Origin of the sequence: Vibrio sp. Vb1755 (assembly GCF_033338635.1) — a bacterium.
Taxonomy (GTDB): Bacteria; Pseudomonadota; Gammaproteobacteria; order Enterobacterales; family Vibrionaceae; genus Vibrio; species Vibrio alginolyticus.
The window spans coordinates 51,385-71,356 of sequence record NZ_JAWOTA010000002.1; the positions used below are offsets into that span (position 1 = coordinate 51,385).

Sequence of the window (19,972 nt, forward strand, 5' to 3'; positions counted from 1 at the left end):
TTACTGCCTCTAAATACGATCAGTTAGCTAAAAGCAACGGAGGCTGTAATGGCAGGCGACACTAATCAAGAAAAAGACAATGAAAAGCTTAACGATGCGGTAGAGCAAACAGAAACGAAGGATACGGGGACAAAAGAAGAAAAACAGCAGTCGACCGTCTCTTCGACTGTAGCGACCGGTGCTGAAAGCGCAGATGCTGTTGATGAAGCCAATCGTGCGATGGAAGAAAATCCTAGTGGCGCGGGTACGGAAGAAGAAGCAGTGAGCTCGGGTGGCGCAGTTCAAGAAGAGGATACTGAAAGTAGCAGCGACTCTGACGCTGCACAATCCAATGTTGTTGATAGTGTAGCTTCTAGCGGAGAATCAGGTGACGAGGCTCTGGGCAGCGGTGGTTCGGATTCTGGGGCGGGTGCCCAAGCGGTCGGTGGTGGTGATGCCTCTGGCTCTGAAGGTGGTTCGGACGCAGAAGGCAATGAAGCGCAAGGACAAGCGGTACAAACTTCATCTGCGCCAAGTGCTTCTTCAGACTCTGAAGGTTCTCAAGGTGGTGACGAGCTAGATTCAGAAACCACTGAAGAGAGCTTCGCGGTGGATGTACAAGACACCAGCGAAGAAACCACGACGCAAGTAGAAGACGATTTCGACTCCGAAACTACGAGCGAAACGTTCCAAATTAAAGTCGAAGGTGAAAATGACGCGCCAGAAGTAGGGCAAGATCTGGCATACATCATGGATGAAGATGGCACCATTACCTTCACGCAAGAACAACTTCTCGGGTACGCGAGTGATGTTGATGGCGATGATCTTGCCGCATTCAACGTGCAAGTGGGTGCTAATGCATCCGTTGTGGATAATGGTGATGGCACTTATACCGTCACACCTGATACTGATTTTAATGGTGAACTCGGCTTAACGTTTGATATCAGTGATGGTCAAGAAACCATTTCTAGCTCGATTGATTTAACTGTTCGTCCAATCAATGACGCACCAGTGCCTGAAGATAAAACCTTTGAGATTGAAGAGGATGGTACGCTGATCTTCACCGATGCTGACCTGCTTACTGGCGCAACGGATATTGAAGGCGATAACCTAACAGTTGAGGGCGTAAGCTACGACGGTGGTGACGGCATCCTGACCGACAACGGTAATGGGACTTACACTTTTGCGCCAAATGAAAACTTCAATGGTGACGTAAACTTCAGCTTTGATGTGTCCGACGGTACGGATACGGTTTCTGCCAACATTGATGTCAGTGTTACGCCAGTCGATGATGCGCCAGTGTCTGGCAATCTTGCTTACTCGGTGGACGAAGATGGCTCGATTCGTTTGAGTCAAGAACAGTTGTTGTCGCAAGCTTCCGATGTGGAAGGCGATGCACTGACGGCTTCTAACCTTTCGGTAGATGGCAATGCGACGGTGACTCAAAATGACGATGGTAGCTTCACCATCACGCCGGACGCAGATTTCAATGGTGATATCGACATCAGCTTCGATATCTCAGATGGCACGAATACCGTTCAAGCAACCGCTGACCTAACCGTTAATCCAATCAACGATCTGCCTGTTCCTCAAGACCAACAATTCAGTGTGGAAGAGGACGGCACTCTTCAATTTACTGATGCAGATCTGCTTGCAGGTGCTACCGACATTGAAGGCGATGACCTTTCTGTAACGGGAATCAGCTATGAAGGCACCGACGGCGTTCTAACTGACAATGGAGATGGCACATATAGCTTTGCGCCAAATGAGAACTTCAATGGCGATGTGAACTTCAGCTTCGACGTATCTGATGGCACAGATACGGTTTCAGCGAATGTAGATGTGAGCGTCACGCCGGTGAATGATCCTCCGGTGGCTGGTTCAACGTCTTACACGGTTCACGAAGACAACTCTATTACCATTTCTGACGCGCAACTGTTGGCAAATTCTTCGGATCTAGAAGGGGATGTCTCGATTGATAGCGTGAGCTACTCTGGCAGCGATGGTGTGTTGCAAATCAATGGCGACGGTACGTACACCTTCTCTCCAAATGAAAACTTTAATGGTGAAGTGACGCTTGATGTTGTCGTCGCTGATGAAGAAGGCGCAACGGATGTCACCACTGCTGGCATTACGGTGCTGGAAGTGAACGATCCACCAGTCGCAGGACCAACTTCTTACACCATTGATGAAGATTCTGTTCTGACCTTTAGTGAGTCGCAAGTGCTGTTGAATGCCTCTGATGTGGAAGGCGATGTAGAGCTTGTTGGCATTAGCTACGATGGTCCGGATGGCATTTTCACCGTTAACGATGATGGCACGTGCAGCTTCGCGCCAAACGAGAACTTTAACGGGCAAGTTCAACTTGATGTGACCATTCGAGATGAAGATGGAGCAGAAGTTGATACCGTCATCAATGTGAATGTATTGCCAATCAATGATGCGCCAGTATCGGGTGATTTGGCTTACAGCGTTGATGAAGACGGTGCAATTACGCTCAGCCAAGAGCAGCTTCTTTCTCAAGCGTCTGATATTGAGGGCGATGACCTGACTGCTAGCGATTTGACTGTAGATGGAAACGCAACCGTCACAGCGAACGATGATGGCAGCTTCACGATTACACCAGATGCGGACTTTAATGGTGACATTGATATCCAATTCAACATTACAGATGGCACAGACACTATCCAAGCAACGGCGGATCTAACGGTTAATCCAGTTAACGATCTTCCTGTTCCTCAAGACCAGCAGTTCAGTGTTGAAGAAGATGGCACGCTTCAGTTTACCGATGCAGACTTGCTTGCTGGCGCGACCGACATCGATGGCGATAACTTAACGGTTGATGGCATTAGCTACACAGGCAGCGATGGTGTGCTGACTGACCACGGTGATGGTACTTACACCTTTGCACCAAATGAAAACTTCAACGGCGATGTCAGCTTTAGCTTTGGTGTTTCTGACGGTACTGAGACCGTACCAGCCAACGTGGACGTGAGCGTCACTCCAGTGAACGATCCTCCGGTTGCGGGTTCAACGTCTTACACGGTTGATGAAGACAACGCGATTACCATTTCCGACGAGCAGCTTCTGGCTAACTCTTCAGATGTGGAAGGTGCAGTGTCCATCGATAGCGTGACCTATTCAGGCACCGATGGCGTATTCCAAGACAACGGTGACGGCACTTACACCTTCATGCCGAATGAGAACTTCAGTGGTGACATCAGCCTTGATGTGATTGTGGCGGATGAGCAAGGAGCGATTGACGAAACGACCGCAGGCATTACCGTCATTGAAGTGAATGACCCTCCAGTTGCCGGTCCAACGTCTTACACGATTGATGAAGATTCAGTACTGACATTCAGTGAGTCACAAATTCTTGCCAACGCATCTGATATCGAGGGTGATGTAGAGCTTGTTGGCATCAGCTATGAAGGCTCGGATGGTATCTTTACCGTCAATGGCGATGGTACTTGTAGTTTTGCGCCAAACGAGAACTTCAATGGTCAAGTTCAGTTGGATGTGACCATTCAAGATGAGAATGGGGCAACCGTTGATACGCACATCAATGTCGACGTATTGCCAATCAACGATCCACCAGTATCGGGTGATTTGGCTTACACCATCAACGAAGACAGCTCAATTACGCTAAGCCAAGAGCAACTGCTTGCCAAAGCGGGCGATATTGATAGCGAGAACCTTGAAGCCATCAATCTATCGACAGATGACAACGCGACAATTCAATACAACGATGATGGCAGCTACACCATCACACCAGATGAAAACTACAACGGTGACCTAGATCTGACCTTCGATATCATTGATAACGATGGCGGCTCGGTACAAGTTGGTCTGGATATTACGGTTAATCCTGTGAATGACTTGCCACAAGCGCAAGATCAACAGTTCACGGTAGAAGAAGATGGCACCTTGCTGTTCACGGATGCAGACCTATTGGAAGGTGCATCGGATATTGATGGCGATGATCTGTCTATCGAAAACGTTCTCTACACAGGTGCGGATGGTGTACTTACCGACAATGGTGATGGCACTTATAGTTTCGCGCCGAATGAGAACTTCAACGGTGATGTTCAGTTCACATTCGATGTGTCTGACGGCACAGGTTCAACACCAGCATTCATTGATGTCAGCGTGACACCAGTGAACGATCCACCGGTTGCCGGTTCTACGTCTTACACGGTTCAAGAAGACGGTCAAATCACCATTAGTGACGAGCAGTTGTTAGCTAACTCTTCTGATGTGGAAGGCGATGTAGCCTTGGCGAATGTTAGCTACTCTGGTAACGACGGTAGCTTCGTGGACAATGGCGACGGCACATATACCTTCACGCCAAATGAGAACTTTGACGGTAACATTTCTCTCGACGTTACGGTTATCGACCAAGATGGTGCAACGGATACAACAACCGCAGGCATCGATGTTATCGCGGTGAACGACGCACCAGAAACGTCAGGCATTCAAGCGGAGGTGGATGAAGATAACGCCATCACCATCACGCAAGAACAATTGCTTGCGAATGCGACAGACATTGAAGGTGATGACCTTGTTGCCAGCAATCTACAAACCAATGACCCGGATGCGACGATCGTAGCCAATGACGATGGTTCTTTTACCATTACGCACACCGAAAACTTTAACGGTGAGTTGGACTTTACTTACAACATCAGCGATGGCGAAAATGATGTTCTGACCACGTTGGATCTGACCGTTAATCCTGTCAACGATGCGCCAGAAGCGGGCGACGAGATCTTTATTCAAGCGGAAGAAGACCAAACAGTGGGTGTTTCTCTGCGTGAAGAGCCTGCTTTACGTCTCGACCAAGCCCCTGAAAACGGCATCATTGAAGCGAATCTAAATGACGAATGGGTACAGCTAGAAGTCGGGCAGGAGGTTCCTGCAGACACGGAAGTGCGCTTCATTCCAAATGATGATGCATTGGCGAACGGTACGCATACGAGTCAAATTGGTACCTTTGACGACAACGCTAGCCTCGATGATTGGGGTACTGCTGTTGACCCTTACACACGTGAGTTTGTTGATGGTGATTTGAAAGTTACCGTTCAAAGTAATGATGACCCACTCGGTGCGTGGAATGGTAAAACACACATCGGTCACGGTATTGGTGATACTGACCGTCAAGGCTTGAGCGGTGATGAAAAACTAACTGTGACCGTTGAAGGTCAAGATATCAACGAAATCAGCTTCCACCTAGATGGTCTAGGCGGCTGGTTTATGGAAGAGTCTCGCCACTTTACCGAAGTCGAAATTCGCGCATTCAACTCCGATGGTGACTTGATCGACTCGATGACTTACCACAAAGAAGATCGTGGTAGCTATGAGACGGATTACACTCTAACGGTGAACGAGCCGGTGTCTTACTTTGAGCTAGGTACGATTCAAGGTAACGGTACTTACGTGGTTCAAAACATGACGGTTTCGCAAACTTGTCATGATGAAGCGGTGTTCACATCTATTGGCGTGGACGGCACGGAAATCACGGAAACGGTAGAGCTTAATATCCGTGAAGGTGACAGTGAAATCGAACTGACCGCTGACCTGCCAAATGTGACCATTGATACCGAAGGTTCTACGCAGTTTGCCTCTGTGGTAATTACAGAAGAGCAGCTTTTAGCACAAGCGAGTGATATCGATAGTGACGTTCTTGATATTCAAAACCTTGAGCTGGTGGGGGACAACGCGGAGCACGCTACGTTAACCGACAACGGCGATGGTACATGGACAGTCACACCAGATGAGAACTTCTACGGTGAGATTGAGCTGGGTTACCAAGTTACGGATGGTGAACTCACTGACGACAACATCATCAACATCAACTTCGAAGCAGTAAACGATGCGCCAATCGTTTCTGGTCCGATTGTGTTGTCGACTGATGAGGATGTGGGCATTACGTTTAGCGCGGATGATTTGCTTGCCAATGCAAGTGACGTGGAAGGCGATGCGCTGTCTATCTCTGATATCTCTTACAGCGGTGATAACGGTGAGCTTGTCGACAATGGCGACGGCACTTACACCTTTATGCCGAATGAAAACTTCAATGGTGAAGTCGACATCGATTACAAAGTCTTCGATGGCACCGATGAAGTCGATACCCATTTAGATCTGACCGTTATTCCGGTCAACGATGTGCCAGTCCCTGGTGCACCGCTGCATACTCAAATGCTAGAAAACGGCACCATCATCATCGAAGCAAAAGACCTGTTATCAGGTGCGACTGATGTGGATGGCGACATTCTGCATATCGAGAATCTACTGCTTGTTGACCAGTCACAAGGTACGTTGACAGATAACGGCGACAACACCTTTACCTTCGAGCCAACTTCGAACTTCTACGGTGAAGTGAACTTGACCTTCGACATCAGCGATGGTCAAGCAAGTGCACCAAGCACTGCGAAGATCGATGTTGAGATCGTCAACGAAGGTCCAGAGGTTAGCGGTCCAGTTGATGCGGTCGTTGATGAAGATGGCTCAATTACCATCACTCAAGAAGACTTGTTAGCGAACGCGACGGACGTGGATGGTGACAACCTTGAAGCGGTGAACCTATCGACCAACGATCCTAATGCAACTATCGTTGAGAACGCTGATGGTAGCTTTACGATTACACCGAGCGAAAACTTCTTTGGTGAAATCGAATTTACTTATGACGTAACTGACGCGATTGAAACCGTCGCTGCGGATCTAAACCTCACCGTTAACCCAGTGAACGACCTGCCAGATGTGCCTGATTTGTCCTTCACCACAGAAGACGGTGAAGCTATCACGATTACTGAAGCAGAGCTGCTGGCTCAAGCGACGGACATCGAAGGCGATGACCTGTCTGTTGTTAACGTGACGAGTTTAAGCGACACGGTTCAAGTGACAGACAATGGCGATGGCACTTACACATTAACGCCAGAGCAGGGCTTCTTTGGTAATGTTGACCTCACGTTTGATGTGAGCGATGGCACCGATGTGGTGGCGGCAAACATCGACTTGAAAGTTGAGTTCGTCAACGACGCACCAGAAGCAGCGCCAATCGTGGCAGACGTGGACGAGGATGGATCTATCCTCGTGACACAAGAAATGCTGCTTGAAAACGCCAGCGATCAAGATGGTGATGACCTGTACGCAACGGCATTAGAAACCAATGATCCTAATGCCTCTATCGTGGATAACGGTGACGGCACCTTTACCGTTACGCCTTCACAACATTTCAATGGAGACATAGAGTTTACTTATGAAGTAAGCGACGGTGAATTGAGTGTTGCCAATGAAATGACATTGACGGTGAACCCAGTCAATGACATTCCAATTGTTGCGCCTGGCATGTACCACATTGAAGAGGATGGCAGCATCCTGTTCACGCAAGAAGATCTGCTAAGTGGTGCGATTGATATTGATGGTGATGACCTCACTGTTACCAGCATTAATTACTCGGGTGATGAAGGTACTGTAACGGACAACGGTGACGGTACATTTAGCTTCGTACCAGAAGAGCACTTCAGTGGTGACTTGCAGTTCAGCTTTACGGTTTCTGACGGTACTGATGAAGTTGAGCAAGACATTAATGTCCATATCGAAGCCGTGGCAGATGCGCCAGACCTAGTCATCACTGATGGCGATGGTCGAAATGTGGATGATCAAGCAATCTTGGTTGAGCCAGGCGGTATTGTTGAAGTGAACATCGCCGCAGCATTGGTTGACCAAGACTTGTCAGAAACGCTGACTGTGACCGTTGATGGCGTTCCAGAAGGTTCGGTGATCAGCTACGACAACGAAGGGGTACTTAACGATCAAGACAACGGTATCACCAGTTTTAACGATACTGAAATCACGGTTACCTTTGAAGGTGAAACCGCGGGTTACCAAAACGCAGCTGGCTATTACAAAGTTGATGAAGACGGCAATATCACGGGCGTTGAAGTGGTGTACGAAAACGCCTCTCAAGTTGGCGGAGGCGGTGACCTCATTCCGGGACAAGATCAGTTCAGCTTCCAAATCTCGGAAGGGGAAAGCTTCAACCTATTCTTGATTCCTAACGGTCATAACTTCAATGACTTTGCGTCCATGCAAGATGGTCAGTATGAGTTCCGTGCGGCAGATGGCTCTCCTGCGAACATGGATACGGTCGACCCACAACTCGTGTTTGTGGGTGCTGATGGTTCTGAAACCGTGATTCAAAGCCAATTTGGTGATGCAGTCTTCCATGGCGGCACAAGCTCAGAGCTCAACCAAGATGGCATTGAACATACTCGAACTACTGTGAACGAAGACGGTGAACTGGTTTACGGCTTTGAAGATCTCTACGGTGGCGGCGATGCCGATTATAGTGACTTCAACTTCACCATTGATGTAGGTGAAGTGAACAGCCAGATCTACAGCGGTGAAGTAACAGTCGGTCCAGATGGTTCTGTAACGCTTCCAACCACAGCAATTGAACAAGAGCTACAGATTCAATTGCCAGAAGACTTTAACCAACAGCTAGAAATCAATGTAACGGCAACGGCGACAGAGCTATCAAATAATGATTCTGAAACCGTTTCTCAAACCATCTACGTCAATGCAACGGGTGCTCACATTGAACATACGCCTGAAGCATTGCCTGTTTCTGCTGTGGTTGAAGAAGATGGTTCAATCCTAATCACGCAAGAAGATTTGCTCGCTAATGCGCGTGACTTGGATGGAGACCAACTGACAGCACTGAACTTGGCAACGGATGATGAAAACATCACCATCACAGACAATGGTGACGGTACTTACACCTTAACGCCAGATGCGGACTTTAATGGTGACATCACCTTTACGTTCGATGTGTCTGACGGCGATGATGTTGTCTCAACCAACCTTGAGTTATTGGTGTCACCAGTTAACGATGCGCCTGAACCACAAGATCAAGCGTTCACCATTGGTGAAGATGGTGTGCTGACCTTTACTGATGCGGATCTCCTAACAGGCGCTACCGATATTGAAGGGGATGACTTATCTGTTGAGGGCGTCACTTACACAGGCGCGGACGGTGTTCTTACTGACAATGGTGATGGCACATATAGCTTCGCACCAAACGAGAACTTTAATGGCGACGTGAACTTCACTTTCGATGTTTCCGATGGCACGGATACCGTGACGGCGAATATCGACGTAAGCGTGACGCCGGAGAACGATCCACCGGTTGCAGGCAGCACGGCTTACACCGTTCATGAAGACAATTCGATTACCATTAGTAACGAACAGCTGTTGGCTAACTCGTCTGATATAGAAGGCGAAGTGGCGATTGATAGCGTGAGCTACAGCGGTAACGATGGCGTGCTGGAAATCAACGGTGATGGTACGTACACCTTCTCACCAAACGAAAATTTCAGCGGCGAGGTGAGCCTAGATGTTGTCGTTGTCGATGAAGATGGTGCAACGGACTCGACCACTGCAGGCATTACTGTGATTGAGGTAAATGACCCACCAATCGCAGGTCCTACCGCATACACTATCGATGAAGACCAAGTTCTAACCTTCAGTGAATCGCAAGTGCTACTGAATGCTTCGGATGTTGAAGGGGATGTTGAGCTAGTAGGCATCAGCTACGACGGTCCAGATGGCATCTTCTCAGTAAACGGTGATGGTACTTGTAGCTTTGCACCGAATGAAAACTTCAACGGTCAAGTACAGTTGGATGTGACCATTCGCGATGAAGATGGCGCAGAGGTTGATACTTACATCACAGTCGATGTCTTACCAATCAATGATGCACCTGTATCTGGTAACTTGGCGTACAGCGTTGATGAAGACAATTCAATTACGCTAAGCCAAGAGCAGCTACTTGCTCAAGCATCGGATGTAGAAGGTGATGCGCTGACTGCGTCTAACCTAGTGGTTGACGGTGATGCAACGGTTACGGCAAACGACGATGGTAGCTTCACTATCACGCCAGATGCGAACTTCAATGGCGACATTGATATCACGTTCGACATCAATGATGGCAGCGACACTATTGTTGCAACGGCGGACCTAACGGTTAACCCAGTTAATGACTTGCCGCAGCCAGAAGATCAAGCGTTCACCATTGGTGAAGATGGTGTGTTGTCCTTCACTGATCAAGACCTGCTGGATGGTGCAACGGACATCGATGGCGATGACCTATCGGTAGAAGGTGTCACTTACACAGGCGCAGATGGTGTCCTAACTGACAATGGAGATGGTACCTATAGCTTCGCACCGAATGAGAACTTCAATGGCGACGTGAACTTTACCTTCGATGTTTCCGATGGCACGGACACCGTGACCGCGAATATCGATGTGAGTGTGACGCCAGAGAACGATCCACCAGTGGCAGGCAGCACGTCTTACACGGTGCATGAAGATAACTCGATCACCATCAGTGATGAACAGCTACTAGCGAACTCATCGGATATTGAAGGTGATGTATCGATTGATAGCGTTAGCTACAGCGGCACAGATGGTGTGTTCCAAGACAATGGTGACGGTACGTACACCTTCTCGCCAAACGAGAACTTCAATGGTGAAGTGAGTCTAGATGTTGTCGTGGTCGATGAAGACGGTGCGACGGATTCAACTACCGCAGGTATTACAGTACTTGAGGTGAACGATCCACCAATCGCAGGCGCGACCAGCTACTCAGTGAACGAAGACGAAGTCATCATTATTAGCTCTGAGCAGTTATTGGCGAACGCTTCTGACGTTGAAGGTGAAGTTGCGATTGATAGCGTCAGCTACAGCGGTTCCGACGGTATCTTTACTGACAACGGTGACGGCACATTCAGCTTCGCACCAAACGCCAACTTTGATGGCGATGTGAGCCTAGATGTTGTGGTTGTTGATGAAGACGGTGCAACTGCGGCAACTAACGCAAACATCGATGTATTGCCAATCAACGATGCGCCAGTATCGGGCAACTTGGCTTACAGTGTCGATGAAGACAATTCAATTACGCTTAGCCAAGAGCAGCTTCTTGCTCAAGCATCGGATGTAGAAGGGGACGCGCTAACCGCGACTAACTTAGTGGTTGACGGTGATGCAACGGTTACTGCAAACGATGATGGCAGCTTTACCATTACGCCTGATGCGAACTTCAATGGTGACATTGATATCACGTTTGATATCAGTGATGGTTCTAACACCTTGGTCGCGACGGCAGATCTAACGGTTAATCCAGTTAACGACCTACCACAGCCAGAAGATCAAGCGTTCACTATTGGTGAAGATGGTGTGTTGACCTTCACTGACCAAGATCTGCTTGATGGCGCAACGGATATTGATGGCGATGACCTATCGGTAGAAGGTGTCACTTACACTGGCGCTGATGGTGTCCTAACCGATAACGGTGATGGGACCTACAGCTTTGCGCCAAACGAGAACTTCAATGGCGACGTGAACTTTACCTTCGATGTTTCCGATGGTACGGACACCGTGACCGCGAATATCGATGTGAGTGTGACGCCAGAGAACGATCCACCGGTTGCGGGCAGCACCTCTTACACGGTGCATGAAGACAATTCGATCACCATCAGTAACGAGCAGTTATTGGCTAACTCATCTGACGTCGAAGGTGAAGTAGCAATCGACAGCGTGAGCTACAGCGGCGCAGATGGCGTGTTCCAAGACAATGGTGACGGCACTTACACCTTCTCGCCAAACGAGAACTTCAATGGTGAAGTGAGCCTTGACGTTGTGGTTGTCGATGAAGACGGTGCGACGGATTCAACCACCGCAGGTATTACGGTACTTGAGGTGAACGATCCGCCAATTGCCGGCGCGACCAGCTACTCAGTGAACGAAGACGAAGTGATCACCATCAGCTCTGAGCAGCTATTGGCGAGTGCTTCTGATGTTGAAGGCGAAGTCGCGATTGATAGCGTCAGCTACAGCGGCTCTGACGGTATCTTTACTGACAACGGCGATGGCACATTCAGCTTCGCGCCAAACGAAAACTTCAACGGTGATGTCAGCCTAGATGTGGTCGTGACCGATGAAGACGGTGCAACGGTAGCAACCAATGCAAATATTGATGTATTGCCAATCAACGATGCTCCAGTATCAGGTGATTTGGCTTACAGCGTGGATGAAGATGGCTCTATCACGCTAAGCCAAGAACAGCTTCTTGCACAAGCAGGCGACGTAGATGGCGATGACCTAACCGCGGCGAACCTCACTGTTGACGGCAATGCGACCGTTGTTGCGAATGACGATGGCAGCTTCACTATCACACCAGATGCGGACTTCAATGGCGACATTGATCTGAGCTTCGACATTACGGACGGCGATGCGACCATTCAAGCCACTGCCGATCTGACTGTGAACCCAGTGAACGACCTACCAACGGTTGGTCAACCACAGTTTGTTACGCAAGAAGACACCAGTTTCACCTTCACCGAAGAGCAACTGCTGCAAAATGCAGGTGATATCGATGGTGATAACCTAACGGTTGAGAACGTTGCTTCTGACAGTGGTACGTTAGTCGACAACGGTGACGGCACTTACACCTTCGCACCAAACGAAAACTTCGATGGCAACGTGAACGTGACGTTTGATGTCAACGATGGCACTGCAACGGTTCCTGCTGAAGCGAACATTGATGTTCAATCTGTGGTTGATATGCCAGAGTTGTCGATTGCTTCGGACTTGGTGATTGCGTCTGATAACTTCGAGTCTGGCTCGAACGGTTGGAACGCGAACACTGAAAGCTCTCAAGGCTTCGAAACGGGCGACATGCTGGGTCGTATTGGTGGCACTGGCGGTGATGAAACGGTCAGCAAAACCTACGAGATCCCAAGTGATGTTAATGAAGTGAATATATCGTTTAGCTTCTACGAAATCGATTCTTGGGATGGCGAGTCGTTCCAAATCTTTGTGGGTGGCGAACAGCTAACCACCTTGGAGAACTCCGCGTTCCGTACTCAAGATGGTACGACAACGCTATACGATTCTGACGGTAACGAAGTGGGTGAAGTGATCCACGGAGCCTCTCAACGTGAAGGCTTCAGTGGTTGGAATGACCAAGCTCACCAAATCAACCTGACGGTTCCTGTCGAGGATGGCGAACTGCAACTCGGCTTCGGTTCAACCTTGAATCAAGACGTTTGGGATGAATCGTTTGGTATCGACAACATCGAAATCACGGTAGCGGATGCGGATTACCAAATTATTGGTACCGAAGATACACCAGTGCCGCTTGATATCGATGCAGCGTTAAGCGATACCGATGGTTCAGAAAACCTCTCAATCTTGATTGAAGATGTGCCAGAAGGCAGCGCACTATCAGCGGGTGTCGATAATGGTGACGGCACTTGGTCACTACAACCAGGCGAGCTAGAAGGACTAGAGTTTATCCCTTCTGCGGACTTCAACGGCGATGTGACGCTAACCGTAAATGCAACCTCTACGGATGTGGATACAGGTACAACGGCGACAGCGACGCAAGATGTGACGATTCATATCTCGCCAACCAATGATGCACCAGAAGTAACGGGTGACATCACTGCAGTCACTGCCGAAGACAACAGCATTACGCTAACTCAAGAGCAGTTACTGGAGCACGCTGTTGATATCGATGGCGATGACTTAAGTGCAATCAACCTGAGCACCAATGATGAAAATGCAACGGTTGAAATGAACGAGGATGGCAGCTTCACCATTACTCCAAGCGAGAACTTCTACGGCGACATTGAGTTTAGTTACGATGTCACGGATGGCGAAGAAGTGGTTGCTGCTGGTCTTGACCTAACCGTTACACCAGTCAATGACGCTCCAGAGCCACAAGAGCAAGCGTTCACCGTGGGTGAGGACGGTCTTCTTACCTTTACAGATGCAGACCTATTAACAGGCGCGACGGATGTAGAAGGTGACAACCTAACAGTTGAAGGCGTGACTTACACTGGCGCGGACGGTGTCCTAACCGACAATGGTGATGGCACGTACAGCTTCGCGCCAAACGAAAACTTCAATGGCGACGTGAACTTCACCTTTGATGTTTCTGATGGCACGGATACCGTGACCGCAAATATCGATGTAAGCGTGACGCCAGAGAACGATCCACCGGTGGCAGGCAGCACGTCTTACACTGTGCATGAAGACAACTCGATCACCATCAGTGATGAGCAACTACTGGCTAATTCGTCTGATATCGAGGGTGATGTTGCGATCAGTAGCGTGAGTTACAGCGGTAACGACGGTGTGCTAGAAATTAATGGCGATGGTACTTACACCTTCTCACCAAACGAAAACTTTACAGGCGATGTTAGCCTAGATGTTGTCGTGGTTGACGAGGACGGCGCGGTTGATACAACAACAGCGGGTATTATCGTTCTTGAGGTGAACGATCCACCAATCGCAGGTACAACCAGTTACACCATTGATGAAGATGAAGTCATCACCATCAGTGCAGAACAGTTGTTGGCAAACTCTTCCGATATTGAAGGTGAGGTAGCACTAGATAGCGTGAGCTACAGTGGCAGCGAAGGTATCTTTACCGACAATGGTGATGGTACGTTCAGCTTTGCACCAAACCAAAACTTCAATGGTGAAGTGAACCTTGATGTTGTAGTCGTGGACGAAGATGGTGCGACCGCTTCGACGACGGCAAACATTGATGTTCTGCCAATCAATGATGCCCCAGTATCGGGTGACTTGGCTTACAGTGTCGACGAAGACAACTCAATCACGCTAAGCCAAGAGCAGCTTCTCGCTCAAGCAACGGATGTAGAAGGTGATGCACTAACCGCTTCCAACCTAGTGGTTGACGGTGATGCGACGGTTACGGCTAATGACGATGGTAGCTTTACCATTACGCCCGACGCGAACTTCAATGGCGACATTGATATCACGTTTGATATCAGTGATGGTTCTGACACCTTGGTCGCGACGGCAGATCTAACGGTTAATCCAGTTAACGACCTACCACAGCCAGAAGATCAAGCGTTCACCATTGGTGAAGATGGCGTGTTGACCTTTACTGATCAAGACCTGTTGGATGGTGCAACCGATATCGATGGCGATGACCTATCGGTAGAAGGTGTCACATACACTGGCGCGGACGGTGTTCTTACTGACAATGGCGATGGCACATACAGCTTCGCACCGAACGAAAACTTCAATGGCGACGTAAACTTTACCTTCGATGTTTCCGATGGCACGGATACCGTGACCGCGAATATCGATGTGAGTGTGACGCCAGAGAATGATCCACCAGTGGCAGGCAGCACGTCTTACACAGTGCATGAAGATAACTCGATCACCATCAGTGATGAACAGCTACTAGCGAACTCATCGGATATTGAAGGTGATGTATCGATTGATAGCGTGAGCTATAGCGGTAACGATGGTGTGCTGGAAATCAACGGTGATGGCACGTACACCTTCTCGCCAAACGAGAACTTCAATGGCGAAGTGAGCCTAGATGTTGTTGTAATCGACGAAGATGGCGCGACGGATTCAACTACCGCAGGTATCACGGTACTTGAGGTGAACGATCCGCCAATCGCAGGCACAACCAGTTACACCATTGATGAAGATGAAGTCATCACCATCAGTGCAGAACAGTTGTTGGCGAACTCTTCCGATATTGAAGGTGAGGTAGCACTAGATAGCGTGAGCTACAGTGGCAGCGAAGGTATCTTTACCGACAATGGTGATGGTACGTTCAGCTTTGCACCAAACCAAAACTTCAATGGTGAAGTGAACCTTGATGTTGTAGTCGTGGACGAAGATGGTGCGACCGCTTCGACGACGGCAAACATTGATGTTCTGCCAATCAATGATGCTCCAGTATCGGGTGACTTGGCTTACAGTGTCGACGAAGACAACTCAATCACGCTAAGCCAAGAACAATTGTTGGCACAAGCAACGGATGTAGAAGGTGATGCACTAACCGCTTCTAACCTAGTGGTTGACGGTGATGCGACGGTTACGGCTAATGACGATGGTAGCTTTACCATTACGCCTGACGCGAACTTTAATGGCGACATTGATATCACGTTCGATATCAACGATGGCAGCGATACTATCGTTGCAACGGCGGACCTAACGGTTAACCCAGTTAATGACTTGCCGCAGCCGGAAGATCAAGCGTTCACCATTGGTGAAGATGGTGTGTTGACCTTCACTGACCAAGATCTGCTTGATGGCGCAACGGATATCGATGGTGATGACCTATCGGTAGAAGGTGTCACTTACACTGGCGCTGATGGTGTCCTAACCGATAACGGTGATGGGACCTACAGCTTTGCTCCAAACGAGAACTTCAATGGTGATGTGAACTTCACTTTCGATGTGTCAGACGGTACGGATACGACCTCTGCCAACATTGATGTGAGTGTGACGCCGGAGAACGATCCACCTGTGGCGGGCAGCACGTCTTACACCGTACATGAAGACAACTCGATCACCATCAGTGACGAGCAACTACTGGCTAATTCGTCGGATATTGAAGGCGACGTAGACATCAGTAGTGTGACTTACAGTGGCAACGATGGCGTCTTCCAAGACAATGGTGATGGTACGTACACCTTCTCTCCAAACGAGAACTTCAATGGCGAGGTTAGCCTAGACGTTGTAGTTGTCGATGAAGAGGGTGCGACAGACTCAACCACTGCGGGTATTACCGTTCTTGAGGTGAACGATCCACCAATCGCAGGTGCGACAAGTTACTCTGTCAATGAAGACGAAGTCATTATCTTCACGGAAGAGCAACTGCTAGCGCAATCAAGCGATGTGGAAGGTGACGTGAGCCTAGAAAGCGTCTCTTACAGTGGTAGCGACGGCATTCTAACGGCGAATGACGATGGCACTTACAGCTTCGCACCAAATGAAAACTTCAACGGTGGCGTAAGTCTCGATGTGGTAGTCGCTGATGAAGACGGTGCAACTGCGACAACCAATGCGAACATTGATGTATTGCCAGTCAACGATGCTCCGGTATCTGGCGATTTGGCTTACAGCGTCGATGAAGACGGTTCAATCACATTGAGTCAAGAGCAGTTACTGGCTCAAGCGGGTGACGTCGACAGCGATAATCTAGAAGCGGTGAACTTAACCGCGGTAGCCAATGCAACCGTTGTTGAGAACCAAGATGGTAGCTTCACGATTACGCCTGATGCGAACTTCAATGGCGATATCGACCTAAGCTTCGACTTGATTGATAACGATGGTGCGAGCGTGGAAGTGGGCGTCGACCTAACGGTGAACCCAATTAACGATGCGCCGCAATCAACGCCAGTGAATATTGCTGGCACCGAAGATACCACCATTCTTATCACGCAGGACATGTTGCTTGCTAACGCGACAGACATCGACAACACCTACGACGAACTGTCTGCTGTCGACTTAGTGATTGATGAGCAATACGGTGACTTGCTAGACAACGGTGATGGCACTTGGGCATTCACTCCGGCAGAGAACTTCAATGGCGATGTGCCAATGTCGTTCGGCGTCAGCGATGGTGATTTAGTTACGCCGGTTGAAGGCAATCTAAACATCGAAGCGGTTAACGATGCACCAGAAGCGCCAACCATCCAGATGCAAGGCGAAGAAGATGTGGTCATGGTGATTGACCCAGCTTACATCGCTGATCAAGTTACGGATCTTGATGGTGACGAAATCAGCGTAGAAAGCATCACGGTTCGTGCGCCTGCAAACGCGACATTAACCCAGCAACCAGATGGTATGTACCACTTGGTAACTACTCAAGACTTCAATGGTTTGGTGGAACTGGGCTACACCGCGACGGATGGTGAAGAAGTGGTTGAAGGCTCGTTGAATGTGGATGTCATTCCAGTCAACGATGCTCCATTCAATGTGGGTAATGCCTTTATGGCAACTGACGAGGATGGCGCATTCACCTTCGACGCTGGCGACCTGATGAACTTGTTCGGCGATATCGACACTGAAAACCTAGTCGTATCACGCATTATCACCGCAGAAGGTGAAGATGGTGGTGAGGTAACAGACAACGGTGACGGTACATGGACATTCACACCAACTGGCGATTTTGCAGGGGTTTCTGACTTGCAAGTCGTGGTAAGTGACGGTGAGTTTGAAACAGTACTTGATGTGCCAGTGTTTGTTCGCCCTGTTGCGGATGGCGCGGTCATCACAACCGACCATGATGGTCCATTAGTCTTCGGTGAAGACGAAACAGGTCACCTAGGCTTGAATGTCGGTCTAATCGACGATTCAGAAACGCTAAGTAACCTAGTGATGACTGGTTTCCCTGTTGGCTTCGAAGTTACGGATGGTGTGAATACCATTACCATTACGGAGCCGGGTCAATACATCGACTTGAACGAGTGGGATATTTCAGACCTGCAAATGACGCCTCCGGCTGACTTTAATGGCGAGTTCTTCGTAACCGTGACCGCAACAACGGTGGATTATGGTGACGAGCCAGAAGAGTTCGAAGATGGCATCGATTCAGGTGACTTCGAAACCCTAGCGGGTGAACCTGTTATCCTAACCGCAGATGACCTAATCGGATTGGCAGAGAACGTAGACGCTGACGCGGGTGATGAAGTGAAATTCGTGCACCTAGCTGATCGCAGCCAAGGTGAAATTGTCGATAACGGTGATGGCACATGGACATTCAATCCAGCACCAGGCTTTACGGGTGAAGCGGATATCGCTTACGTGATTGATAAAGACGGTGTGCTTCATGATGAGCAAACGGGTGTGGTCGTGAAAGAAGACGCACCACAAGATAATGTTTCTCCAGAAATCGACAGCATTTCTACCACAGAAATGGCTGCGGATGGCACCTTGTCGTTCACCAATGATGACATGCTATCTACCTTGAGCGATGCAGAAGGCGATAGCTTGAGCATTGAGTCAGTGAGCCTAATGGAAGGTCAAGGTGTGATAGAGGCCGATAACCAAGGTAACTACCAATTCACACCAGCAGAAGGGTACACCGGAGATGTTCAAGTTGGCTTTATTGCAACTGACGGTGAAAACCGCATTGAGAGCTTCTTTAATGTCGACATCCAAGGTGAAGGTGAAACCACAACCAGCGAAGGCTACGCACTGGCTGATGATGGTTCACTAACACTAACGGAAGCACAGTTGATTGATGAGCTTGGCATTAGCCCTTCTGCAGAAGTGTTGGATGTCGCCGATGCAAACGATGCTGGTTTCTTTGCGAAATCAGGTGATGAAGAGTGGACATACTGGCCGAACGATGACTTCGATGGCAATTTGGCTATGGATGTTCAGGTCAACGACAACGGTGAAGTATCGACTCAGAATCTGAGCATCCAAGTTGCGGACGATTCAGCGCAAAGCGACGAGCCACAAATCCAAACTGCTCAAGCATCATCAGAGCAGCAAGTCGGTGAAGCGCAACAGCCTGAAGAGCAAGCAGCAAACGGTGCAGACAGTGAAGAGGAGAGCGCAGCTGATGTGACTGCAGCACCAGGCGATACCATTTCTATCTCGGTTCCAGATGAGGTCAGTGGTAACGAATCGGTGGATTATGCAGAAATGTCCGGTCTACCTGATGGTGCATCAGTAAGTAACGCGCTGGATAATGGCGATGGCAGCTTCACATTAAGTGGCAACCTGAACCAACCAGTATCGGTTGACTTACCAGAAGGTTACGAAGGTACGAGCGAAATCCAATTCCAAGGTTACGACGAATTGGGCAGCGCAGTAGAAGGTGCGAGTGGCACAGTTGAAGTTGAAGTCGATGATCAATACACCATGCAAGGTTCTGCTCAAGATCAGCAACCAGATATGGCGGGTATGGAATCTGGTGGCAGCGACTGGACAAGTGCGGGAGGTCAAGATCAAGGTGTTGACTTCACGGATGACTCTGGCAGCTTCGACTCGGATACTCAAACGGGTACTGACCAAGGCAACGATTTCGATCAAAGCTCAATGTAACCAGTCCTAGACGAGGGCAGTGTCATTGCTGCCCAAACCAAAGCCATGCAGAGCCTACTTTGCATGGCTTTTTTGTTGGGCTTCTTTCTATGAGCTT

General features: G+C 49.0%; 1 protein-coding gene. It reads left to right on the forward strand.

What is annotated here, in order from left to right; all coding sequences use genetic code 11:
* Window positions 1-48: 48 nt before the first annotated feature.
* Window positions 49-19,875, forward strand: a complete 19,827-nt coding sequence (locus R7E00_RS02835; protein ID WP_262605997.1) for a tandem-95 repeat protein — start codon at window positions 49-51, stop codon at window positions 19,873-19,875.
* The last annotated feature ends 97 nt before the right edge of the window (window positions 19,876-19,972 follow it).

Bases quoted from the DNA above. Each gene is read 5' to 3' on its own strand.
- R7E00_RS02835 (WP_262605997.1), top strand. From the start codon at position 49: ATGGCAGGCGACACTAATCAAGAAAAAGACAATGAAAAGCTTAACGAT.